The organism is Bradyrhizobium cedriense (genome assembly GCF_054602315.1).
The window spans coordinates 37,908-59,121 of sequence record NZ_JBTSWB010000013.1 but is presented as its reverse complement, the minus strand read 5'-3'; the positions used below and the strand labels follow the sequence as shown (position 1 = coordinate 59,121).

23 protein-coding genes are annotated in these 21,214 nt (G+C 61.1%); 5 read left to right on the top strand and 18 right to left on the bottom strand.

What is annotated here, in order from left to right; all coding sequences use genetic code 11:
- Position 1: 1 nt before the first annotated feature.
- The 10 genes from ACYCVF_RS35675 to ACYCVF_RS35630 form a co-directional block, all read right to left on the bottom strand.
- Positions 2–1,111, bottom strand: a complete 1,110-nt coding sequence (locus ACYCVF_RS35675) for an electron transfer flavoprotein subunit alpha/FixB family protein (protein WP_459607431.1) — start codon at positions 1,109–1,111, stop codon at positions 2–4.
- 228 nt (positions 1,112–1,339) lie between these two features.
- A complete protein-coding gene (locus ACYCVF_RS35670; RefSeq protein WP_459607429.1) occupies positions 1,340–1,531 on the bottom strand; it encodes a hypothetical protein in 192 nt (63 codons plus the stop codon).
- 500 nt (positions 1,532–2,031) lie between these two features.
- Positions 2,032–2,373, bottom strand: a complete 342-nt coding sequence (gene nifW, locus ACYCVF_RS35665) for a nitrogenase stabilizing/protective protein NifW (RefSeq protein ID WP_459607427.1) — start codon at positions 2,371–2,373, stop codon at positions 2,032–2,034.
- Positions 2,374–2,569: 196 nt separating this feature from the next.
- Positions 2,570–3,760, bottom strand: coding sequence for a homocitrate synthase (gene nifV / locus ACYCVF_RS35660; protein ID WP_459607425.1), 1,191 nt, complete (start codon positions 3,758–3,760; stop codon positions 2,570–2,572).
- Between the two features lie 687 nt (positions 3,761–4,447).
- Positions 4,448–5,128, bottom strand: a complete 681-nt coding sequence (locus ACYCVF_RS35655; protein WP_459607480.1) for a nitrogen fixation protein NifQ — start codon at positions 5,126–5,128, stop codon at positions 4,448–4,450.
- Between the two features lie 159 nt (positions 5,129–5,287).
- Positions 5,288–6,172, bottom strand: a complete 885-nt coding sequence (gene nifH, locus ACYCVF_RS35650; RefSeq protein ID WP_459607424.1) for a nitrogenase iron protein — start codon at positions 6,170–6,172, stop codon at positions 5,288–5,290.
- Between the two features lie 295 nt (positions 6,173–6,467).
- Entirely contained in the window at positions 6,468–6,686 is a 219-nt protein-coding gene (locus ACYCVF_RS35645) for a hypothetical protein (protein WP_459607422.1), read from the bottom strand.
- 459 nt (positions 6,687–7,145) lie between these two features.
- Positions 7,146–7,415, bottom strand: a complete 270-nt coding sequence (locus tag ACYCVF_RS35640; protein ID WP_459607421.1) for a hypothetical protein — start codon at positions 7,413–7,415, stop codon at positions 7,146–7,148.
- 36 nt (positions 7,416–7,451) lie between these two features.
- Positions 7,452–7,811 (bottom strand): DUF3024 domain-containing protein, encoded by a 360-nt coding sequence (locus ACYCVF_RS35635; protein ID WP_459607478.1) that lies wholly within the window; start codon positions 7,809–7,811, stop codon positions 7,452–7,454.
- Between the two features lie 248 nt (positions 7,812–8,059).
- Positions 8,060–8,380 (bottom strand): nitrogen fixation protein NifZ, encoded by a 321-nt coding sequence (locus ACYCVF_RS35630; protein ID WP_459607420.1) that lies wholly within the window; start codon positions 8,378–8,380, stop codon positions 8,060–8,062.
- Between ACYCVF_RS35630 and ACYCVF_RS35625 the strand changes: the two genes are divergently transcribed.
- The gene (locus ACYCVF_RS35625) at positions 8,379–8,600 is read left to right on the top strand and encodes a hypothetical protein (protein WP_459607483.1); all 222 of its coding nucleotides are present in this window, start codon (positions 8,379–8,381) and stop codon (positions 8,598–8,600) included. The two genes, ACYCVF_RS35630 and ACYCVF_RS35625, sit on opposite strands and share 2 nt — an antisense overlap.
- Here the strand turns inward: ACYCVF_RS35625 and ACYCVF_RS35620 are convergent.
- The 7 genes from ACYCVF_RS35620 to ACYCVF_RS35590 all read right to left on the bottom strand — a co-directional run bounded on the left by ACYCVF_RS35620 (position 8,504) and on the right by ACYCVF_RS35590 (position 13,522).
- A complete protein-coding gene (locus ACYCVF_RS35620) occupies positions 8,504–8,731 on the bottom strand; it encodes a 4Fe-4S binding protein (protein ID WP_459607418.1) in 228 nt (75 codons plus the stop codon). The genes ACYCVF_RS35625 and ACYCVF_RS35620 overlap by 97 nt on opposite strands.
- A gap of 12 nt (positions 8,732–8,743) precedes the next feature.
- Positions 8,744–10,240, bottom strand: a complete 1,497-nt coding sequence (gene nifB / locus ACYCVF_RS35615; RefSeq protein ID WP_459607476.1) for a nitrogenase cofactor biosynthesis protein NifB — start codon at positions 10,238–10,240, stop codon at positions 8,744–8,746.
- A 381-nt stretch (positions 10,241–10,621) separates the two neighbouring features.
- The gene (locus ACYCVF_RS35610; protein ID WP_459607416.1) at positions 10,622–11,491 is read right to left on the bottom strand and encodes an SIR2 family NAD-dependent protein deacylase; all 870 of its coding nucleotides are present in this window, start codon (positions 11,489–11,491) and stop codon (positions 10,622–10,624) included.
- Positions 11,481–11,705, bottom strand: coding sequence for a putative nitrogen fixation protein NifT (nifT, locus tag ACYCVF_RS35605; RefSeq protein WP_459607414.1), 225 nt, complete (start codon positions 11,703–11,705; stop codon positions 11,481–11,483). The genes ACYCVF_RS35610 and nifT overlap by 11 nt, the downstream gene beginning before the upstream one ends.
- A 4-nt stretch (positions 11,706–11,709) precedes the next feature.
- A complete protein-coding gene (gene nifS / locus ACYCVF_RS35600) occupies positions 11,710–12,888 on the bottom strand; it encodes a cysteine desulfurase NifS (protein WP_459612957.1) in 1,179 nt (392 codons plus the stop codon).
- 11 nt (positions 12,889–12,899) lie between these two features.
- Positions 12,900–13,190 carry a NifU family protein gene (locus ACYCVF_RS35595; protein WP_459607473.1) on the bottom strand — a complete coding sequence of 97 codons (291 nt, stop codon included), beginning with the start codon at positions 13,188–13,190 and terminating at the stop codon, positions 12,900–12,902.
- 17 nt (positions 13,191–13,207) lie between these two features.
- On the bottom strand, positions 13,208–13,522 hold the full coding sequence (locus ACYCVF_RS35590; RefSeq protein ID WP_459607471.1) for a HesB/IscA family protein: 315 nt from the start codon (positions 13,520–13,522) through the stop codon (positions 13,208–13,210).
- Between the two features lie 278 nt (positions 13,523–13,800).
- On the opposite strand from ACYCVF_RS35590, the gene ACYCVF_RS35585 reads away from it, so the two are divergent.
- From ACYCVF_RS35585 to ACYCVF_RS35570, 4 genes are all read left to right on the top strand, one after another.
- Positions 13,801–14,391 carry a hypothetical protein gene (locus ACYCVF_RS35585; protein ID WP_459607412.1) on the top strand — a complete coding sequence of 197 codons (591 nt, stop codon included), beginning with the start codon at positions 13,801–13,803 and terminating at the stop codon, positions 14,389–14,391.
- 603 nt (positions 14,392–14,994) lie between these two features.
- Entirely contained in the window at positions 14,995–15,867 is an 873-nt protein-coding gene (locus ACYCVF_RS35580) for a xanthine dehydrogenase (RefSeq protein ID WP_459607410.1), read from the top strand.
- A 104-nt stretch (positions 15,868–15,971) separates the two neighbouring features.
- Complete coding sequence (gene hemN / locus ACYCVF_RS35575) at positions 15,972–17,306, top strand: oxygen-independent coproporphyrinogen III oxidase (protein ID WP_459607408.1); 1,335 nt, start codon at positions 15,972–15,974, stop codon at positions 17,304–17,306.
- Positions 17,307–17,357: 51 nt separating this feature from the next.
- Positions 17,358–17,855 (top strand): hypothetical protein, encoded by a 498-nt coding sequence (locus tag ACYCVF_RS35570; RefSeq protein ID WP_459607407.1) that lies wholly within the window; start codon positions 17,358–17,360, stop codon positions 17,853–17,855.
- Here the strand turns inward: ACYCVF_RS35570 and ACYCVF_RS35565 are convergent.
- Positions 17,852–19,654 (bottom strand): ABC transporter ATP-binding protein, encoded by a 1,803-nt coding sequence (locus ACYCVF_RS35565; protein ID WP_459607405.1) that lies wholly within the window; start codon positions 19,652–19,654, stop codon positions 17,852–17,854. The genes ACYCVF_RS35570 and ACYCVF_RS35565 overlap by 4 nt on opposite strands.
- Positions 19,655–21,214: the final 1,560 nt, after the last annotated feature.

Genomic DNA, 21,214 nt, shown 5'->3' with positions numbered 1-21,214 from the left:
TTTAGCTCGCAATCCGGTCGCGCGAATGTGGCGAGAGCCGCGCACGAAACGCGTCCGTCAGCGCCGGCAACAGATGCATGGCGTCACTGACGATGGCGATGTGGGCAAAGTCGAAGATCGGTGCGTTTTTGTCGGTATTGATGGCGACGATCAGATCGGCGCCCTCCACGCCAACCCGATGCTGGATCGCGCCGGAAACACCTGCGGCGATATAGAGCTTTGGCCGGATCGTCTTACCCGTCTGACCGATCTGTCGGTCGTAGGTGACCCATCCCTTTTGCACAAGCGGACGGGAACAGCCATATTCGGCACCGAGCACGCCGGCGAGCTGGCGCACAAGCTGAAAGTTTTCTTGAGAACCGAGCCCAAGCCCACCGGCGACCACGACGTCGGCATAGGCGAGATTGGATTTGGCCGAATCGCGGTCGGGGATGAACGACAGCACCTTGGTCACGATATCGTCTTCCACCAGGCCGAGCGGATGGACGATGATGCGGCCGGGATCGCGCGCGACACGCTCCGGCATCGGCATCACGCGCGGGCGGACGGTCGCCATCTGTGGCCGGTAATTCAGCGTGTAGATCGTGCAGAGAAGGGAGCCGCCAAAGGTCGGACGAGTGGCTGCAAGCGATCCATCCAGGTCAACGTCGAGGTCGGTGCAGTCGGCGGTGAGCCCTGTCAGGACAGTAGTGGCGACCGAGCCCGCAAGATCGCGGCCGAGCGTTGTTGCCCCTAACAGCAGGATCTCGGGCTTGTAGATCTCAACGAGATCGGACAGCGCCTTGGTGTAGGACTCGTTACGATAATCCGAGAGCACATTGTCGGCCACGAGATACGTCAAATCGGCGCCGTAACAGAAAGCTTCGAGCGCGGCGTTACGTGTGGCTTCGCCCTCAGGGCCGACGACAACAGCCGCGAGCTTAACCTTGAGCCTGTCGGCAAGCTTGCGGCCCGCCCCCATAAGCTCCCATGAGACGGGATGGACCTGCCCGCGCTCCTGCTCGACGAACACCCAGACATGTTTATAAGCTTTGAACCGGTCCGGCAACTGCTTCTTCGTTGCTGCGCGGCCCGCTGCGGCTGATGTGGGAGCCTTGATGACGTTGCTCATGGTTTTGCATTCTCCTTCCGATCCACGCGCCTGCGCGACACGATTGGGCTCTGGCTTCGACTGTCGGTTGAACGTGACCCTGATGAGCGCGTTCGCCGGTTGCTCGCGGTTCACACCCAGGGCCTTCTTTGCGGAGGACGGTACCCTCGGCGTTCCGCATCAGAAGCTGCGGACGCGGAGATCGAGACCGACGGTTCTGTCGAGGTGATTGAGCTGCAATAAACAGGGCTACGTTGCGATCCAGGGGCCGACCTGGGCCATGTCGCCGTCAATGACCGACTTGCCAATGAAGACGACAGCGGTCCCACCAGATAGCTCCCTGGTCTTCGAGATCGCGGTCGTGCGCGCGTACGTCGTGGGTAGCGTCGCGTCATCGACAAAGGAGCATTCGGTAAACAGCACCGCAGCTTCGGCACCCAAGGTGCGCACCTTCCGCAGTCAGGGCTCAGGTGAATACGGTTCCATAGCGTGCACGGTGATCTCGCCGGCGGGCTAGTCACTGAACTGGGGGACGCCTCCGCGGCTACGGCTTCGCGACGGTTTGTCGGCACACCCCGCTGCACAATCGTGTTTGACAGGAACCGCGCGCAGATTTGCGCTGGGTCGGGGACCTGTTTGATGCAGAGCACGCTATGCATGCGCTTCTCCAGGACAAGCTCGATTCGTTGTTGAGCGGACTTAGGTGCAGAGCAGCAAGTGTCATACCAACTGAGAACACCGCGAGGTCATGCACCAAAGGAATGAATTGGGCGCAGTTGCTAACTTGGTTCTTGGCATCGGCGACAACAGGGCCGCGACATACGTCGGAAACGCGACAGGGCCGTCTCCCGCGTCGCTCCACAGACTCGACCGAACGAAGAGGCGCGCGCCGAGGCGCGCCGCAGCTATTTGCTCTGCGGTAGACGGCATTTAAGAGAACGCTATTTCAGCGCACTTAGCGGCACAAAGGCGGCCGGCTTCTTCGGCTCCGCGACCGCATCCTTCAGGACCTTGAAGACCCTCTGGTCGATTGGCGAAGACACCACGAAATCGGCATAGGCCTGCTCCAGAATCGCCTTGCAGCGCGCAGCGACCTCCCCTTCCGCGGCACCAGCGAATTGCTCCTTGGCGAGATGTTGCCCCATGCGTTTTAGGATATGCAGGCGCGCGACATTGACGATCCTGGGATCGTAGTCGACGCCAAGCAGCGCAAAGATCTCCTCAGCCGAGCAGGCCTTGTTGAGCCGGTCGAGGATGCCGGCCGTCTGGGGCATAATGCTCATCGAAACTGTCCCTGGATTGGCCCCCGTCTCCGTCGAGATCCGGCAGCGCCTGGTTAGTTCGCGGAAGAGGTCATTTCACGTGTGCACTGCTGGATATCCACACGGCCTATGTCTTCGTTCTTCAGCGCGATCTGCGAGAGTTCGGCCGCGTTCCGATTGATTTGGTGGCCCGACGAAGTGAAACTCGAGAGTTCACTCACGTACGATCGGACGAGCATTCGCAGACATCGCGCCAGATCTCCGCCACCGTCTCGCGCGCGACCAGCCGCTTGTGCTCGATGGCGTATTTTCGCACCCGGAACAGGATATGTCTGCTCTGCTCGGTGGTGGCGGCGAGTTGCAATTCCCCGAGCAGCTTGGTGATGGCCGAAAGCCCGGAATGCTTGCCGATCACGATCCGATTGGAGCGACCCAGCAAGTGCGGGTCGAGCGCTTGATAGGTGCGTTCGTCCTTCAACAGCCCATCGACGTGAATGCCGGATTCGTGCGTGAACACATGCTCCCCGACGATCGCCTTGTTGAGAGGAATCGCACGAGTGGCCGCGGTTGCGACCAGCGCGGCGACGTCTGTGAGCTCCGGCAGCACGATGCCGGTGTCACGCCCGTAGAGCTGTTTGAGTGCGACGGCAACTTCCTCGAGTGGCGCATTGCCGGCCCGTTCGCCGAGCCCGATGACAGTGACCGAAGCGTGGCTCGCGCCGCCCCTGATGGCAGCGAGCGTGTTGGCGGTCGCGAGCCCAAGATCGTCGTGGCCGTGAAATTCGAGCTCGAGATCGCTAGTGGCGCGCAGGCGCGCGATCAGCGCATAGGCGGAGTCGGGATCGAGGACGCTGAGCGTGTCGGCGACACGAAACCGGCGCGCGCCCGCGGCTTCCGCAGCCGCGATGAGACTGATGAGAAAGTCGACATCGGCGCGGGAGGAGTCCTCGCCTCCGACGGCGACATCTAGCCCTCGCTCGCGGGCGTAACCCACCACCCGCTTCACCTGCTGCAAGGCCTGGCAGCGATTCCCGCCCAGCTTGGCCGCGATCTGTACGTCTGAAGCCGGGATCGAAACATTGACCATCGACACCTTGGCCTCGATCGCCGCGTCTACATCGGGCTCACGCATGCGGCACCACGCAATAGGGGTGAGCGGAAGCCCCTCCTCGACAATGGCACGGATGGCCGCGATCTCATCATCGCCCATGGCGGGGGTCCCCGCCTCGATCTCCGTGATGCCGGCCCGCGCCAGCGCATGCGCGATGGCCACCTTTTCAACTGTGGTGAACGCAACACCAGGCGCCTGCTCGCCATCGCGCAGCGTGGTGTCATTGAGCACGGTCCGCTGGTTCCACAGCGAATCGGACCATGCCGGCTTGGCAGCGATGGCTTTGGCGTCAATCAACGAAGCCTCCTGATTGTGCTTGGCAAGGACTGCTTTGGCAAACCGCATGCCACGCCCGCAGCGTCCCACACTATTGAAGATCCATCATTTTTCGCCCGCAGTCGGATGTCGCCAGAACGACGGTGTCGCAAAACAGACGCGCCAGTTGAGCTCTCACCACTCTGCGTCCTGGATCAGTTCGGGTTACGGCGCGGATCGACTGTCAGACCGACGCGTCAGGGTTCATCAGTTCGCTAAACCAGGCACATCGCGTCAGGAGATTGGCTTCGGTCATAGTGACAAGGACGCCGCCGCCGTAAACAACGTGTCGGATGCCGGGTGGTATCGGTGTCGAAAACGGTTGTGAGGCATCAGGCATCATCCAAACGCAACAGGACCGCATGCGCGACTGATCCACAATCTGATGGACGCCGGCTTGCCGAGCCCGGGACGCTGGCGTTGGGCAGTCTCGCCCGAACACATCGCCGCTCGACATCCCTTGTCAGCGCCGCCAAGGCACAGTTCCCCTCAGACCACAGGGCTTGCGGCTTGGGCGCAAGCTGGCCTTGAGCAGAAGAGCGTCCCGCTGGTTCGCCCCTAATCCGCTGCACCAGATTTGGCCGCATCACCTGCACGTCCTCGACCAGCTGCGCGGCCGTCGGCCGGCAGTTGCGCCAAAGAACCATCTATCGGGCCGCGGAATACGGGTCAGCTGCCACCCGCGACCGGAGCGGCTGGCGCCAACAGAACGTCACGCCGACGCTCGGCCATGCGGCTCTCACCGCTTTCATCGCCAAAGCAGTGGTTGAAGTCCTTGCACTGCGTGCACACCGGCGACGTGCACAAAATGAGGCCCTCGTCCTCGCATAGCCTGCGATAAAAGAAGCGCTTCCAGCGCATGTTGTTGACGTTGCGCCTGGCGAGCGGCCTGAAATGGCGGTTGAGGAGACGCAGCAGTTCACCACGATTGCGCAATCCGAGATCTGCCCACAGATGATTCGGCTCCATGACGCGGCGCGCGATCATCGCGGCCAGCCAACGGCTGGTGTCCCCTTCCGTCGATCGTTGCGCCAGCAAGAGATCACGCACCATTGTGACCTCGTCGTTGTCGACGTGCTCGAAATCCCGCGGCAGCTCCTCCTCTTTGATCGGAACCGATGGAAAGCGTTGCTTGAGCAACGCCGCCAGCTCATCGCTGGACAGGCCGACCTTCTCGAAGAGGAGTCCACCTTCCATCGCACCGGCAGCCAGAATGGACGCCAGCACGTGACGGTCGAAACTGCTATCATTGCTTGTGTCTGCATCTGCGGGGTGCGTCCCGGTGAGGAGGCGATAGGTGACAATTCCTGCACCTGTCTGGACGCTCCCATCGTTCGTCTCGACAACCATGACAGGATAGAACTGCTCTTCGAACATGGGCGTTCGCTACTCTTTCCACATTGATCAAAGTCTGCATCACCCCGTCGGCACTCGGGAGACACCCTTTCGCCCAACTGCCGGCCCTCCTTTTTGGGTATTGGGAGGGCCGAGCTGCGGCGTTGCGCCCTTTTACGATGCCGCAAGTTCGGCAGCGCTTTTCCCAACGATGGACTCATCAACGGCCTTCATGATGCCGTGCTCCATCAGCATGTCCTCGAGCTCGTCCATGGTGATCGGAGTCGGGATGATGCCTTTGCCGCCATTGTTGTGGACCTTTGCCGCGAGGTTGCGATAGTGATCGGCCTGCTTGGAGTCCGGCGCGTATTCCAGCACGGTCATGCGCCGCAGCTCCGCATGCTGCACGATGTTGTCGCGCGGTACAAAATAGATCAGCTCAGTGCCGAGCTTTTTGGCGAGAGCTTCCGCGAGCTCCAGCTCCTTGTCGGTCTGCCGCTCGTTGCAGACCAGTCCACCGAGCCGCACGCCGCCGGAGCTCGCATATTTCAGAATGCCCTTGGCGATGTTGTTGGCGGCATACATGGCCATCATCTCGCCGGACATCACGATGTAGATCTCCTGCGCCTTGTTTTCGCGGATCGGCATCGCAAAGCCGCCGCAGACGACGTCGCCGAGCACGTCATAGGAGACGTAGTCGCGGTCCTCATAGGCGCCGTTCTCCTCCAGGAAGTTGATCGAGGTGATGACGCCGCGGCCTGCGCAGCCGACGCCGGGCTCCGGACCACCCGACTCGACGCAGCGGATGTCCTTGTAGCCGACCTTCATCACGTCCTCGAGTTCGAGGTCCTCGACGCTGCCGGCATCGGCAGCCAGGCTCAGGATCGTATCCTGCGCCTTGGCGTGCAGAATAAGTCGAGTCGAATCCGCCTTGGGATCGCAGCCGACGATCAGGATCTTGTGACCCATCTCCGCCAGCGCCGCCAGCGTGTTCTGGGACGTGGTCGACTTTCCGATACCACCCTTGCCGTAGAACGCGATTTGTCTCAGTGAAGCCATGTTGCTCTCCATCAACCGATTTGCCAAAGATTGCGTGCTGTTTTGCACGCGAGCTTGTTTCTCTTTCGAGAAACGGGGCACACGGGCCTAAGGGAAGGAGCGCATCGCTCGTCGTACGCGTCGGCGTGCACTCAGCCCTTACTCAGTGTTGCTGCATCGCAGTAGCAACTGCCGTGCCAACGCCGACGGCCTGTTTAAGCTTCTGATGATGCACTACAACTTCGTGAGATTTCTCATCGCGCTGGATGTTTCGAACCTGACAGCAGCTGTGCGGCTGTGTGTAATCTGACAGCGCTCACAATTTTTGACGAAACATAAGATTGATTGCGGCGCATTCGTGCGCCAGACGGAACTGCGGATGGTTTGAAATGCAACTGCGGTCGAGCCTCTCGGTACGCTTTTCAGAAATGATGCTCCGATCAGCGTCGAAACTTGAGCGCCACAGACCCAAAGACAGGTGTTCGCGCTTGATGAAGAATGTGATGACCGGTTGGTCTTCCCGTTCGCGCTGCATCACGACATCGAAACCGAGACGCTTCCGAGTGCCATCGCGCAGGGATGTCGATTGGCTCGAATTCTACTGTGCTGGCTGGGGTCCTCACGAGAGCGACGCATGAGCGGGCGCTGATCGATCATCGAGAGCCTGACTCAGGCCGCTCGCTTGCGGCTTCTTCACGACAATCGACGGGGAGATCGCGATCGAGACGTTAATGGCTGACCCACATGGCCGCTCCCGGACCGGCTGCCTTCGATCAAGTTCCAGAGGTTCCTCGCAGAGAACTGCGCGCATGCCCATGTTGATGGACGCGCCACTCATCGTTTCCACAAATTCGATCCTCATCGGTGCGAAAGCGGCAGCGCACCCCGACATCGGCGATCTCTTCCACGTCCCGGAACTCGTCACGGCGGCAACGGTGATGCGCTTTTGCCCCACCCGCGAAAGGGCCATGAACGTCTGCGAATGCGACCCCAGTCACCCCGAAGGGTCCCTTGCCGCCAAAACAATGCCAATCGCCAGCAGCGGATCGGCTGTGATCTGGACGCAGTGTTCGGACCGGTCGATCAAGTGCAGGTCATAATGCGGAAAGCTGCGAAAGGGCGGCTCGGTGACATCAGACGCATCGCATCGCACCACGGCGAGATGGGGAAAACGCCGCCGCAGCTCGGTCAAGGAGCTCGCGCGGCCTTCCGCCGCCGTGATCAGTTGTTCAAGTTCGATCAGTTCGTTTTCGTCCAGTGCCATGACCGACTTTATCGTTTGTGTGCGTAAACAGTAGCGTTACCGCCAGAACACCCGGTCGAGGTCGGCATTAACCTCATCAGTCACTGCGCTCAGACGCTGATGGACGCTGTGGAATTGCCAGATCCCTCGCACATGGTCTTTCCAAAACAGCTTCCACAGCCCGCATACGGCGTCATGATGGATCAACGCGACATCAATCACGCCGCCCTCCTTGTCGATGTCGCGTGAGCAGCAGGGACTCTCGATGAGATAGCCGCCCTTAACCGGCTTCACGCCGGGTGAGACATAACGATAACGTCTGCGGGAGCCCAATGCGCATTCGATCCGCTTGCGATCGACTTCGTTCGGGTGAGCGTTCAGGCCGACGACTGCCCTTTTCATGACAGCAGCATTCATTGCGAAAGCCCCCTTAAAGCCGCGTTCTTTGCGCTTCAGGACAGCCGACCGGCCGCCCGGCAAAACTGTAGAAATTAGGTCCCTATGTTCGCTTGCGTGTGCGCTCAAGCGTACGATCTCGCCGATGCGGCCCAGTGCCCACCAAAGGGCCGTCAAGCGCGCCCAAGCGCGAAACAAGCCGCCGTTGATGGGATCGCCGGCGGATTTGAGCCGCGGGCGCCATTCGGATGTCGAATGAAGGGGCGCGATCATGATGGCGGTGCTTCCGGCAGCGGCTGATCGTCGAGCTTGGTGCGCGCGTCAACTGAATCAAGCTCCTTGCATTTCATTCCGACGCGGTTGCCGGTTTCAAGAAACTCGACACCGTAGACGTAGAATTGCTGCAGGAACGTCCCGATGGAAACGACGTAACCGACCTGGCCTTTCTTGGCCAGGATGTCCCCGATCTCCTTGCCGGCATAGGTCCCGTCATTGCGAACGGTGCGATTGGCCTTCACCTTTTCACCAAGGTTGAAGACCGGCGGTCCATCCAGCTCTATGACGTCACTGTCGCGGACGATGTTGCTCATGCATCACTCCGTCGTGAACTTGATCGAGCCGCATTCTGCGAGCTCGCTGGCCGCCGTGGCCGTGATTGCCGGGATGAAGCCGGCGATTCTCTGCAGCTACTGTCAACGTGAACTCCATGACGCTTACGCTCGCGGCGGCTGGTATCGCGGCAATGAGGTGTCGATGACGCAGGTCTTGTCGACCGGACAGACCGCAACACATTGCGGCTCCTCGAAGTGACCGATGCATTCGGTACATTTTTTCGGATCAATCACGAACGTTCCGCCCTTCTCGAAGATTGCCACGTTTGGACATTCGGTCTCACAAGCGGAGCAGCCTGTGCATTGCGAAGAAATGATCTTGAACGGCATCCGATGTCCTCTTCACGCCACCGACATCATCGGGTCCTGCCGGATCGCTCCGTCACCCCGGTCGACATGCTGGATCTCGCCGCTCTTCACCTTCTTGAGATAAGAGCTGAACCATGCGATCGCGGACGTCTCGATGAACTCGTGCGCGTATTGATCGACCGGCTCGATGCCAGCGTTGTGGAGTTCGCTCGTCGGCCGACCACCGATCCTGGCGACGAACACGGCATGGCAGTCATTGATAGAGCGGATGATGGCCGCAAGGTCATCCTGCGCGCCATGGCCGCCTTGGCAGTAGTGATCGACGCGGCGGTGATCGACGAATTTGGCGCCGGATCTCGAAACTTCATACACCTGGAACTCCTTGGCATGCCCAAAATGCTCATTGATGAGCCCAGCGTCCTTGGTTGCGACCGCGATCAGCACTTTGATATCGCTTGTCCCGCCTGCATGCTCCTGCACTTCCTCCTGCCATGGCATTATCCTGTCGCGGCGCTCCGCCTCGATTCCAGCCTGGGTGGCCTTGCGCGCCTCAGGGTCATAGTTGACGGTCATGGTCACAATCTTCTCCTTCGTAAACTCCGCGCTTCGATCCTCGCCGAGCAGTCCGACCGCGTCGGCGCGGCATTGGCGGCAATGGCGCATCATGTTCATCTCGCCTTCGCATGCGTCCTGCAGTGCCTTCAATTCGCTTGTCCTCGGCGCGCGCTGGCCCTTGAGACCGAACATGGTGCCGTGCTCGGGGGCTGCGATCAGCGGCATGATGTTGTGCAGGAAAGCGCCGCGCGACTTCACGGCTTTGTTGACCTCAACCAGGTGCCGCTCGTTGATGCCCGGGATCATGACTGAATTGACCTTGCAGAGAATGCCTCGCGCGGAGAGCATTTCGAGACCACTGAGCTGACGCCTGGTCAAGATTTTCGCCGCCTCGAGCCCGCTGTATCGCTTGTGGTTATAGAAGATCCACGGATAGATCTGAGCGCCGATCTCGGGATCGATCATATTGATTGTGATGGTGACGTGCTCGATGTTCAGCCGGGCGATGGTATCGACGTGATCGGGCAAGGCGAGCCCGTTGGTCGATAGACACAGTTTGATGTCGGGTGCGGCTTTGGCCACGAGCTCGAAGGTCCTGAACGTCTTGTTCGGATTGGCCAGGGGATCGCCGGGACCGGCAATGCCAAGCACGGTCATCTGCGGAATGCGGGAGGCGACCGCGAGCACCTTTTTGGCTGCCTGCTCGGGGGTGAGCTTCTCGCTGGTGACGCCCGGACGCGATTCATTGGCACAGTCATATTTGCGATTGCAGTAGTTGCACTGCATGTTGCAAGCTGGCGCAACCGCAACATGCATGCGCGCGTAGTGGTGATGCGCCTCGACGCTGTAGCAGGGGTGCGTCTTCACCTTGTCCCAGATCGCCGGCGGCAGATCGTCTTGGCCCCCGTGTGCCCCGCAGCTCGCTTTACCGCGGCGAACCGAGATGCCGCAGCTCTTAGGCTCGGCGGCCAGCATGGTCCCGCCGCCTTCTCGTGCATTTTTAGCGCTGCTGCCGCGCTCCACTGCGTCCATGTCCAGTTCTTTCTCCTAGCCAAACAGGCTTCTCGGAGCCACTCCCGAGCGAGCCTTTTAACGTGGGTTAGCAACTCACATGCCAGCGCGGCAGGCGACGGATTTTCTCATCTCCGCCAATCAGTTAGTCAGAGCGATCTGCGCTGTTGCGCAGCCGACAGCGAGCATACGGCGTGTTCGAAATGCGACAGACGTTGGGATCCGGGGAGCGATCACGGCACATGTCCATCGACGCTCCCGCTCAGCGGCACCGGCACCTTTCACTGTGATCGGATGGCTGCCGCGGCTGGACCGAGGTGGGCGGGCTTCGCTTTGCCAGCGCCTCTAATTGGCCAGCAAGATCTCCACGGCGCACGGAAGCGCCACCGCAAGCGGAGTCAAGCCCTGGTCGAGCAGGAACCGCAGCTCGTTGCGCGAGAGCGCATCCGGCTCGACAATGGCATAATGAACGTCTGCCGAGCGCTTCGTGATCTGCCGCGCATAAATGCGTAGCAGCTGGTCGTCGAACCGACAGCCGATGAAAAGAAAGCTCCGTCCAATCCGCCGCTGCTTGACGATCTCCGGAATCGGCGTCTGGATATCGATCTCGGTCAGGACCTCGACATAATCGGCGTCGGAGATCAGGAAGTTCCTTGCCGGCAGCACGCCGCCATGCGGCTTGTAGAGGACCGTGGTCCAGGCGCCGGCAGCCGGGGACTCGACCTCTACGCCATCGGCATCATAGAAACGGTACCAGCGAACCTCGCCGATGCCGGCGCGGGTAATCCCTTGCACTTCGCCCCATCCCTCACGCTTGCCAAGTGCTGCGCGCATCGCGCCATCATACCAGGTATCGACGATCATCGGTAAGCGTAACGCAGCGAGATGACGATGCAGGGTTGTCGGCTCGACCGGCGCGGCGAACGCCTGAGCCATCAATTCCGTCACCGTGGACCGATGCTTGTTGCTCTCGATATGCTGTGCTGCAGCCCAGGCATTGCCGCGGGCCCGGCGCGGCAGCGCAACCTTGGTGCCGAAGAAGATCGCCAGCGCATCAGGTGTCCGTGGCACGTCAGGCTTGGACAACTCGGCGAGGCCGGGGCCGAGATAGGGAACAATGCTGCCGGCACGCAGTCTGGCCGCAACATCGGCGAGCCGAGCCTCTGCGTCCGTCCCCTTGAGGAAGTTGATTTGCGCATTGCGTTCATCGTTCATCGCCGTCCCTGCCAAGCCTTTTGGCATTGATCGTGATCGGCAACGGGGTATCGCTCGCCAGTTCGGGCAAATAGAGCACCCATCCATTCGTTAATCTGATCCAACCGCCCCACAGCGTCTCGTGCTCGGATTCGACGATCCGCTCTTCAATATCTTTCTTCGGCACGTATATCGACAAGCCCGCCTCGGGAGAGCGGCGGATCATGATTTTCATGAGATCAACTCCAGGAATTACGGATTGCTAGCGGGGCGAGCTCCCGGAGCATGCCACGCAGACGAGCCAGGATGTCGGACAGCGCACGCACGACCTGGTTGATCTCTTCAGCAGTGGTTTCATGGGACAGCGAAAGGCGAACCGCGCCGCGCAGGCTGCTCGCCGGCACATGCATGGCGCGCAGTACATGCGATGGCTCCATCGCGCCTGAGCTACAGGCCGACCCGAGCGACGCGGCAATGCCGGCGCGATTGAGGTGATGGACGATCGCTTCGCCTTCGAGACCCTCGAAGGCGATATTGGTTGTGTTCGGCAGCCGGTTACAGTGATCGCCAAGGACCGTGCAGTGACCGTTCTGCAGGATCGACTGCTCCAGACGATCGCGCAGCGCGGCAACACCAACGCGCGCTCGGTCCAGCCGCTCTGCAGCAAGCTCTGCCGCTTTTCCGAAGCCGACGATGCCGGGGATGTTCTCGGTTCCACCGCGGCGCCGGCGTTCTTGTCTTCCGCCCCAGATCAGCGGCCGGAATTTCGTGCCTTTGCGCAAATAAAGTGCGCCGATCCCCTTGGGTCCGTGCAGCTTGTGCCCGGACAGCGACAAGATGTCGATATTGCTGACCTTCAGGTCGATAGGTACCCTGCCGACCGCCTGCACGGCATCGGTATGAAACAGCGCGCCAGAGGCGCGCGCCCATCCGGCCAGACGTTCCACCGGGAAGATGGTGCCGGTCTCGTTGTTGGCCCACATCACCGATGCAATCGCCGTACGTGGTCCAAGCGCCGACCGAAACGCCTCAAGGTCGAGCCGGCCCCGCGAATCCACCGCGATCAGATGAACCTTGACACCGCTTTTGGCCATCTGTTCGACCAGCGCCAGGATCGCCTGATGCTCGACCGAGGTGGTGACGATCTCGTCCCGGCCCTCCTGCGTCGCCAGCGCAGAGAGAATGGCGGCATTATTGGATTCCGTCCCGCCAGAGGTGAAGACGATCTCATCATCGTGGGCAGCCCCTAACAACGCCTGCACGCTCCGGCGCGCCTGCCGCGTGGCGCCCGCGACCTGCCTGCCAAAGCCATGGGCTGAGGAGGCATTGCCGAACTGCTCGGCGAAAAACGGCAACATGGCTTGCACGACCGACGGATCCGTTCGGGTCGTCGCATTGTTGTCGAGATAAATAGCCACTGAAACCTTGCTCAATATGGCGCCGTGGGCGCGCCGGCAACCGGGATCAGGCGAACGAATTCGCCGAGCTTTTCGATCAGCCGCGCCTGAATGCCCTCAAGCGTCGCAGCTGACAGCTTGCAGAGCACACAGGCCCCGGTCAGCTTGACCATGATCTTGGTGCCGTCGATCGCAACCAGCTGACAGTCACCGCCGTCGCGTTTCAGATTGGGGCGGACCTCCTCGAGGACGGCGCGAATCACTTGCTCCCGGTCCATCTCGGCTGCCGTCGTTTGCTTCAGTTGCTTAGATTCGGCCAGCATGCTTGCGACCTCGTTCATCAGCTGAAGGATTTACCGCACGAGCAGCTCGCGTTGGTGTTCGGGTTGTCGAAGGTGAATCCGGAGCCCTCCTGCGCCAACACGAAATCGATGGTGGTGCCGGCGAGATATTTGTGGCTGTCGTTGTCGACGAACAACTTGACCCCGTCGCGCTCGATCACGGTATCCTCCGACGTCGTCTCGTTGGCCAAGCCCATGATGTACTTGAACCCGGCACAGCCGCCGGACTCAACCGTAATGCGCAAGCCGCTTGCGCCCGAAGTTGAAATCACTCCCTTGACCGCATTCAGTGCGTTATCTGTCAAATTGATCATGCTCACCCTTTCATCTCGCGTGGCCCGGCTGACCGCAAGTTGGCAATTCGCATGCCAGCGCACACGCACCTGATAGGCTTGAGTTTTTCAATTCCCGCCTGTTGGCTTTGCGACCCGTGTCGTCTTCCTGACGATGCCATTTTCGGGAATGAACCGCGCTCGTCTCGTTTCTTCAGGTGTTACACAGGTGAATCGCAGTCCAGAGCTCGGCAAGCAATTTGCAGTCCGCGTTGTGCCGGTCGACGGCCGGTGAAGAGCTTAGATCGAGGACAATTTTCATGACTGCAATCGAAAACACCGCGCTCGGCCGACTGGATAAGGAGGGACGACTTCTCAACGCCGTACTCAAGGGCGAGACGACTAGGCCGGGTCGATTCGGTTTTCGTGGCGATATCGCGCTGAAGTTCCAGGCCCAGCTGGCGGACGAGAAGCGGCCGCCAGATTATTCGATCGAGCAGGTCTTGACGGTCGCGCAGGAGGGCGAACGCACGATCCCGGTGCTGGCCGGTTATCTGCATTCATTGGCCTATCTCACCGACGTCGGCAGCGTTCTGGACGGCGCGCTGAGGCCCGACGGGCGCTACTTCATGTTCTGCAACAATATAGATCTGTTGGCGAAATACCGGACCAAGGTCGACGACATCACCTTTCACATCCTCCCGTGCGATGAATCGACCGTCTGGAAAGAGATGATGGACCTGGCCGGGCTCGACAAGAACGACTTCAAGAAGTTCGATGCAGGCGGCAAGCTGGACTATCTGCTCGACGTTGCCGTAGCTCTCGATGCCTCCTATGAGGAGATCCCTTACGAAGACGGGCTGAAGCGGATGGGGCCGGTGAAGAACCGCAACCAGAACCGACCGGTCTGAACGCTGACTTTGGGTCTCGTCAAAGCGGCCTCCTCGACAAGTCGCGCCGTCAGCAGATGTCGCCGTCCATTTCCGTCACAGTGATGAGCGCGAGCCGCTTGCGTTACGACGCGATCAACGCGGCGGCCGCGCAACGCGCGAAGCCGATCCGCGGCGACTCGATCGGACAGATGCCGGTGCGGCCAAGAACTTCTTGCGTTAGAATTCAAATTGACGGCGATCCTACCCTTGCGGTGCAACGAACAGAGCCCCCCAGCACCCTACAAGGGCAACCAATGGCCCGCGGCTGTCGTCCTCGTCAACGATCGCGAGATAAAACCCACGGGGCTAGCGCACTGAACGCTTTCGGACCAGAAACCGACGTGGATGCTTCTGGCTCTTTGCGCGATGTGGGTTTCCAAACAGGTTCGCGATTCTTCAACAAGCCGTTCGTTGCTTTGGGACAGAACTCATGCTGAACGGTCCTGCGATCGTTCGCAGCAAGAGGGCTAAGGCATCTGTCAATTGGCGCGGCTCTTGCTCAGGTGTTCAGCGCAATCATCCAGCGCAACTGCTTTGTTGGCAGCGTTTGCAGAAGCGAGGACACTTCTCTTCGAGGTCTGAATGTCTTTAGAAATTGATCATCAGGGTCGACTGTTCGCGATCATCCTCGGCACCAATGAGATTGCGTCTGCGATCGCCGTCCAGCTAGCGCGCGGCGGGACTTGCGTCGTGCTGTCGCATGATCCCGATCCGCCTGTGATCCGGCGCAGGATGGCCTTCCATGACGCGCTGTTCGCCGGGACGGCACAGGTCGAAGATATTGTGGGTGAACGCCTCGACGACGCCATGCAGGTGCTCAGGGCGATCCGCGGGGACGCTAGCCAACGAAGACGGGTCATCGTCTCCCGTCTCGGTCTTGTCGACCTCCTTCCGATCCGCCGCATTGATGTGCTGATCGACGCGCGTCTGCAGAAGCGCCAGATCAGGCCCGACCTGCGGCGGCTCGCGGGACTGACCATAGGTCTGGGCCCAGGCTTCTCCAAGAGCTCGAATTGCGATGTCGCGATCGAAACCCGGCCCGGCAGGATCGGCCTGGTCCAGCGAGACGGCTGGACGGATGCGGCTGACGGAATTGCGAGCCGGCTCGGTGATCTCGGCGCCGAACGTTTTGTTTATTCCAGCTTTGTTGGCGCCTGGCGAACGTCAGTCGCAATTGGAACGCATGTCGACAATGATCTCGTGCTTGGCCATCTTTCCGGCGTGCCCGTCATGGCGCCGCGCAATGGCGTCTTGCGCGGCATCATCCGTGACGGGACCGAGGTTCCTTCCGGCGTCAAGCTGCTTGAGATCGACCCGCGCGGCGTACTGGCGCAATGGACCGGTATCGACGACCGCGGCCGGGCACTCGCCAACGCGACGCTAAGCGCGGTCCTTCGAGGTGCGGCGCAGCGGTTCGGCCTGGTCGTTGATCCGGAAATGTCGGGACACGCGTGACACGCCGCCGCAACAGCCGCCCGGAACGCACCACTTTGCCTTTTGGACAGTGTCGACAAACCCGCCCCGCAGCGGGCGGGCCGAGCTAGCATGGGACAGTAACGTTGCAGACCTCAATCGTCAAAAGGCATCACGATGCCGGCCTGCCTTGGTACACCATCTATCCAACGGTACCGGAGTTCTCGGCAGCGGTCGGCCCCAAGGATTATGAGGAATGGTTGAGGCGCCTGCCGACCGATAACGCCGTGTCGCTCTATATCCACGTTCCGTTTTGCCGGTCGATCTGCTGGTATTGCGGCTTTCCGAGGACCAGCACTGGCCGGGATGCGCCGATCCTCAATTATCTGGCGGTCCTGCATGAGGAAACCCGTCTGATCGCGGCGCAAGCGCCGGATGCGCTGCCCGTGAGCGATGTGCATTTCGGCGGCGGAACCCCGACCCTCATCCCGCCACCCGAGTTCCTGGCCCTGATGGAAGTCCTGCGCCGCCGCTTCACCTTCAGGGAAGGGGCGGCGGTCGCCGTCGAAATCGACCCGCGCACGTTCACGGTCGAAATGGCCGAAACCCTCGGAGCAGCCGGCGTCAACCGCGCAAGCCTGGGTGTGCAGAGTTTCGATCCCGTCGTTCAAAAGGCTATCAACCGGATCCAGAGTGAAGCGGAGACGGCGGATGCCATCGAAACTCTTCGCCGGAATGGAATAACCCGCATCAACTTCGACCTCATCTATGGTCTGCCAAATCAGACGGTGCAGTCCTGCGTCCGAACCGCGGAGACGGTGGTGGCGATGCGCCCCGACCGCCTTGCTGTGTCCGGTTACGCGCATGTTCCCTCCTACAAGAAAAATCAACGCCTGATCGATGAGGCCGCGCTGCCGGACACGATTGCCCGTGCCGAACAGGCTGCGGCGGTGGCCGACACGCTGATTGCTGCCGGCTACCGCCAAATCGGGCTCGACCATTTCGCCTTGCCGGACGACGAACTCGCGCTGGCGCAGAAAACCGGTCGCTTGCGACGTAACTCGTTGGGGTACTCGGCTGATACGTGTCAAACCGTTATCGGCCTCGGTGCCTCGGCCATCGGCCGTGTCGGCCACGGCTATGTCCTGAACGAGGTTGCAACGGGTTCCTACACACGGCACGTCCGCGCTGGCCGTCTGGCGACGTCAAAGGGCTATCCTCTCTGCAACGAAGACCGCGTCCGGGCCGCGATCATCGAGCGGCTGATGTGCGACCTGGAGGCTGATGTTCCGGCAATCTGTGCGGCCTTTGATTTTGATCCGGTTCCCCTGCTCGATTCGGCTGAACGCTTGCCGATGCTTGCCGAGGACGGGGTCGTGGACATCGAAAGCGGCATGATCCGCGTGAGGCAGGAGCACCGCTTCTTGCTGCGCTCTGTCGCTGCCGCATTCGACGCATATCTCGACCGCTCACCCTACTAATCCAATGCGGATGACGTTTGTGGAAGGCAACCACAACCGGCAAGCGCCGGCGTGATGGGTTGCCTGATGCAAGTGGGCTGCCTCGAAATTCGGCTGTGTCATCAATCCGGTGAGACCAGCGATCATCGTGCTGAGCTCTGGCGGCTCGACTTCGCCTTGCTCCAGCTCGCGCGTTCGCCGGTGACTTACACGCGCCGCGCTGACGCCAAATCGCTCCGCCGCCTGCCGACCCGAAACACCGCTCCCAATACAGACAAGCACCCGTTCGCGAAGATCCATCGACAGCAGGTTCGCCATGCCCGCGGGCTGTCGACCCTGGCGACGAGCCTTCACCATCAAACCGCCGATCCGGATATCCCCAGCAACTCAGCCAGACGGGCTAACGCTCACAACCAGCGCAAAAGCTGTCCCTCTGGCGAAATGCGCGAAGCTCAGTTTGAACAGACGATCCAACGGCATAGCATTACGGCATTTGAGGTTCCGCTGAGCGAACCCAGCGATCTCGTCCCAAACGACCGAGATTTCAAATGCAACGATGCCAACGGCTAGCCTGCCGCCGAAATATGGCCGAAGTCGGTGACCTGCCTCTCGAACAGCCCGCGATAGATCCCGCCGGGCCGTTTGGTCAGGACAACATGTGTGCCCTGCTCGACGATACCGCCACGATCAAACACCAGGATGCGATCGAGGCTGCGCACCGTCGACAGGCGGTGTGCGATCACGATCGAGGTGCGCCCCTTCATCAGCCGCTCCATCGCTTGCTGGATCAGCGCCTCCGATTCCGAATCCAGGCTCGAGGTCGCCTCGTCCAGGATCAGCACCGGTGCGTCCGCCAGGAAGGCGCGCGCCAGCGCCACGCGCTGCCGTTCGCCGCCCGAGAGCTTGACGCCGCGCTCGCCAACCATCGTGCCGTAGCCCCTCGGCAGCCGCAGGATGAAGTCGTGCGCGTTTGCGAACCGCGCCGCCTGCTCGATCGCCTCCCGGCTGGCTCCCGGCCGGCCATAGGCGATGTTCTCGGTAAGCGAGCGGTGGAACAGGATCGGATCCTGCTGCACGATCGCGATCTGGCTGCGCAGCGATTGCTGCGTGGCCAGCGCGATGTCCTGGCCGTCGATCAGAACGCGACCATCGGAGACGTCGTAGAGCCGCTGCACCAACTTAGCGAAGGTCGTCTTGCCAGCGCCGGAGCGGCCGACGAGACCGACCCGCTCGCCGGCGCGGATCGTCACCGACAGCCCTTCGTAGAGCGGCGCGATATGGCCGCCATAGTGGAACGTGACGTCGTCGAACACGATCTCGCCGCCCTCGATCGCGATCGGTCGCGCGCCAGCAGCATCGGCGATGCCGATCGGCTCGTCGTGGATGGCGACCAGTTCGTCCATGTCGTTGACCGAGCGCTGGAGGTTGTTAATGTGGAAGCCAACGTCACGCAAATAGGCGTGGATGATGTAGTAGCTGGTCAGCACATAGGTGACGTCGCCGGGCGAGGCGTTCCCCGCCATCCACAGCAGCACCGAGCCGCCGATCACGGACCCTCGCAGGCATAGCAGCAGCGAGAGCTGCGCCATGGCGGTGTAGTTGTAGCGGAACCAGGTCCGCCGCACCCGTACGCGCCAGCGGTTGATGACACGGGCGAGCCGCGCATCCTCACGCGTCTCGGCGCCGCACGATTTCACCACCGCATTGCATGTCAGCGCATCCGCCAGCGTGCCGCCGACCTTGGTGTCCCAGGCATTGGAGACACGCGCGGCCGGCGCGATATAGCGCGTCGAGAACAGCACCGTCATCGTGACATAGGCGAGCGCACCGAGCGCGACCACGAGGCCGAGCGAGGCCCAATACACGCCGAGCAGGATTGTCGATCCGATCAGCACCAGCAGTGAAGGCGCCAGCGCCGTCAGGATGGTATGGTTCAACAGGTCGAGCGCCCACATGCCGCGGGTGATCTTGCGCACCGTGGAGCCCGCAAAGGAATTGGCGTGCCAATCGGTCGAGAAGCGCTGCACGCGCATGAAGGCGTCCTGCGCGACATCGGACATGGTCTTGAGCGTGAACGGCACGATCGCCTGCAGGCCGATCAGTCGCAGCACCATCGACGCTGCGCCCAGCGCAACGATGGCGCCGAATGCGAGCAGCGCCGCATGACGCGCGTCGGGATCGGACGGGCCGCGCGTCAGCCCATCGATCAGATGCCCCGAGAACACCGGCATGAATAGGTCGGCGATGGTCGCACCGAGCAGTCCGCCGGCCACGACAAGGGTATGCCCCGGCTGCTTCAGCCAGTGCCGGAACACGAAGGGCAACACGACCCGCATCGCGGTAGAAGGTTTATCAGCTGGAGGGATCATGGCGCAATCAGCCACGCTCATCGCGCAAGCCGGCTCCAACTGACTTAAACCGCAGCGTCGCAAGGGCGCGAGAGATCTCCGGTCCGCGATCGGCCCCCTCCGCCGAGCGAGACGCTCGACGCCAACAGCCCAAGTTGGTCGGACCTGGAAGCCTGGCATTCTGAGACGACCAGGAACGCCCCGCCTCTTCCACCAAACGTCTTCGGCCTTTTCTCCTCCATAGCATCCCGCTCGCGAGAAGACTTCTCCTTTGAGGGATCGCAGTCATCGGGAAGCAGCGCGTCGCGCACCTGCCCGGCGGCCGCGACCAAACGTCCATCATGGCTTTCCGTGAGAAAGAAGAGATAGCGCTTGGAGTACCCCTTGTCGTTGCAGACGACCAGTCGACATGTCCATCAGGCTCGTTCGCGCACACAGACATCAATTGCATTCCGATTTCCTCGGCGCATGATATGCGCAGCGCCATGCCCCCACGATTGCCATGTCTGCGCCGAAACCATCAATTGCTAAGGTTAGTAGTTGACTGGCGCGCAAGGCGTTCCTGCGGGTGCACGTAACGCGGTTGTTACAAGCTCTTAGTGAGCACGTCCCGGCGTCTAGACGAACCCCTGGCAGCCTGGCTGGCGCCGCCTCGTGGGCGACAAGTTTGCGGACAGTCATGTCCTCGAACGTGCGGCGGACAGGACTGACCTGAGCCATCGGAAAACCTCTTGTGGTTAGAGTCTGAAGTCCTCAACCCTCTCGGACAAGAGGCGACCGTGCAAATCCTCCTCGCATGTCACAAGGCGTACGCTTCTCATTCTCGCCTCGTTTACCGCAGGGTAGGCTGTAGGGTTCCTGACGGAGGCTTGCGAGGCGTTGCGACACCCTGCCCGCCCTTTTTGGATTCACCGGTCAAGCACCACATTTCATTCGGCAAGCAATTTGCATCGCGTATCGCGCCACCGAAATGGCAGGCATTTGTCTTAGCTAGAGGGAACATTCTCATGATTGCAGCCAAGCATGACGCCGCAAATCCGCTCGATATCGTGGCGGTACTGCTAATCGGCCGATGCGAGGGTGCGACCACAACGCCGCGCGACTTCGAAGCTCGCGGCGCGTTGCATTCGACTTCCCATCACGAACGAGACACGGTCCCTGGACTATTCAGTCAAGAAGCCAACGACGATAGTCGCCATCGCACCCCATTTGCGATGCTGGCGTGGTCCCTTCTCGGTCGTCTCACCGATCTATGCCTGTCGTGGGAGCCAATTCATCCTGTCCATCTCATACTCTAAAGCGCATTGTCAGGCGGCCAGCCAAATCGCCGCCCGCTCCCGGCAATCCTCTCGGTTTTCGGGCATAGACACATGCAGAACTCCTGCACCGCCTGGCGACTTCCAGCTTTGAAGGCCTTTCGTCCCAGCGAGCTTGGATCGGTCTAGACGGGCGGAGGTAACCAGATTGACCGATTCCAGGAAGGCCCGCACGGGGGCTCCGCCGTGCGGGCCTTTTTATTCTCAGTTGTGGCCGGCGCCCTTCGCGAGCGTCGGTATGGGCCACGTCGCCGCCCAATAGAAA

What these genes read in the sequence shown, in the direction of transcription:
- ACYCVF_RS35590 (WP_459607471.1), bottom strand. Translation starts at nt 13,522, where the DNA reads ATGATCAATTTGACAGATAACGCACTGAATGCGGTCAAGGGAGTGATT.
- ACYCVF_RS35595 (WP_459607473.1), bottom strand. Translation starts at nt 13,190, where the DNA reads ATGCTGGCCGAATCTAAGCAACTGAAGCAAACGACGGCAGCCGAGATG.
- ACYCVF_RS35630 (WP_459607420.1), bottom strand. Translation starts at nt 8,380, where the DNA reads ATGAGCAACATCGTCCGCGACAGTGACGTCATAGAGCTGGATGGACCG.
- ACYCVF_RS35580 (WP_459607410.1), top strand. Translation starts at nt 14,995, where the DNA reads ATGTCTTTAGAAATTGATCATCAGGGTCGACTGTTCGCGATCATCCTC.
- ACYCVF_RS35640 (WP_459607421.1), bottom strand. Translation starts at nt 7,415, where the DNA reads ATGGCACTGGACGAAAACGAACTGATCGAACTTGAACAACTGATCACG.
- nifW (WP_459607427.1), bottom strand. Translation starts at nt 2,373, where the DNA reads ATGAGCATTATGCCCCAGACGGCCGGCATCCTCGACCGGCTCAACAAG.
- ACYCVF_RS35625 (WP_459607483.1), top strand. Translation starts at nt 8,379, where the DNA reads ATGCATCACTCCGTCGTGAACTTGATCGAGCCGCATTCTGCGAGCTCG.
- ACYCVF_RS35620 (WP_459607418.1), bottom strand. Translation starts at nt 8,731, where the DNA reads ATGCCGTTCAAGATCATTTCTTCGCAATGCACAGGCTGCTCCGCTTGT.
- ACYCVF_RS35585 (WP_459607412.1), top strand. Translation starts at nt 13,801, where the DNA reads ATGACTGCAATCGAAAACACCGCGCTCGGCCGACTGGATAAGGAGGGA.
- ACYCVF_RS35655 (WP_459607480.1), bottom strand. Translation starts at nt 5,128, where the DNA reads ATGGTTGTCGAGACGAACGATGGGAGCGTCCAGACAGGTGCAGGAATT.
- ACYCVF_RS35610 (WP_459607416.1), bottom strand. Translation starts at nt 11,491, where the DNA reads ATGAACGATGAACGCAATGCGCAAATCAACTTCCTCAAGGGGACGGAC.
- ACYCVF_RS35675 (WP_459607431.1), bottom strand. Translation starts at nt 1,111, where the DNA reads ATGAGCAACGTCATCAAGGCTCCCACATCAGCCGCAGCGGGCCGCGCA.
- nifT (WP_459607414.1), bottom strand. Translation starts at nt 11,705, where the DNA reads ATGAAAATCATGATCCGCCGCTCTCCCGAGGCGGGCTTGTCGATATAC.
- ACYCVF_RS35565 (WP_459607405.1), bottom strand. Translation starts at nt 19,654, where the DNA reads ATGATCCCTCCAGCTGATAAACCTTCTACCGCGATGCGGGTCGTGTTG.
- ACYCVF_RS35645 (WP_459607422.1), bottom strand. Translation starts at nt 6,686, where the DNA reads ATGCAGCGCGAACGGGAAGACCAACCGGTCATCACATTCTTCATCAAG.
- ACYCVF_RS35635 (WP_459607478.1), bottom strand. Translation starts at nt 7,811, where the DNA reads ATGAATGCTGCTGTCATGAAAAGGGCAGTCGTCGGCCTGAACGCTCAC.
- nifH (WP_459607424.1), bottom strand. Translation starts at nt 6,172, where the DNA reads ATGGCTTCACTGAGACAAATCGCGTTCTACGGCAAGGGTGGTATCGGA.
- nifB (WP_459607476.1), bottom strand. Translation starts at nt 10,240, where the DNA reads ATGCTGGCCGCCGAGCCTAAGAGCTGCGGCATCTCGGTTCGCCGCGGT.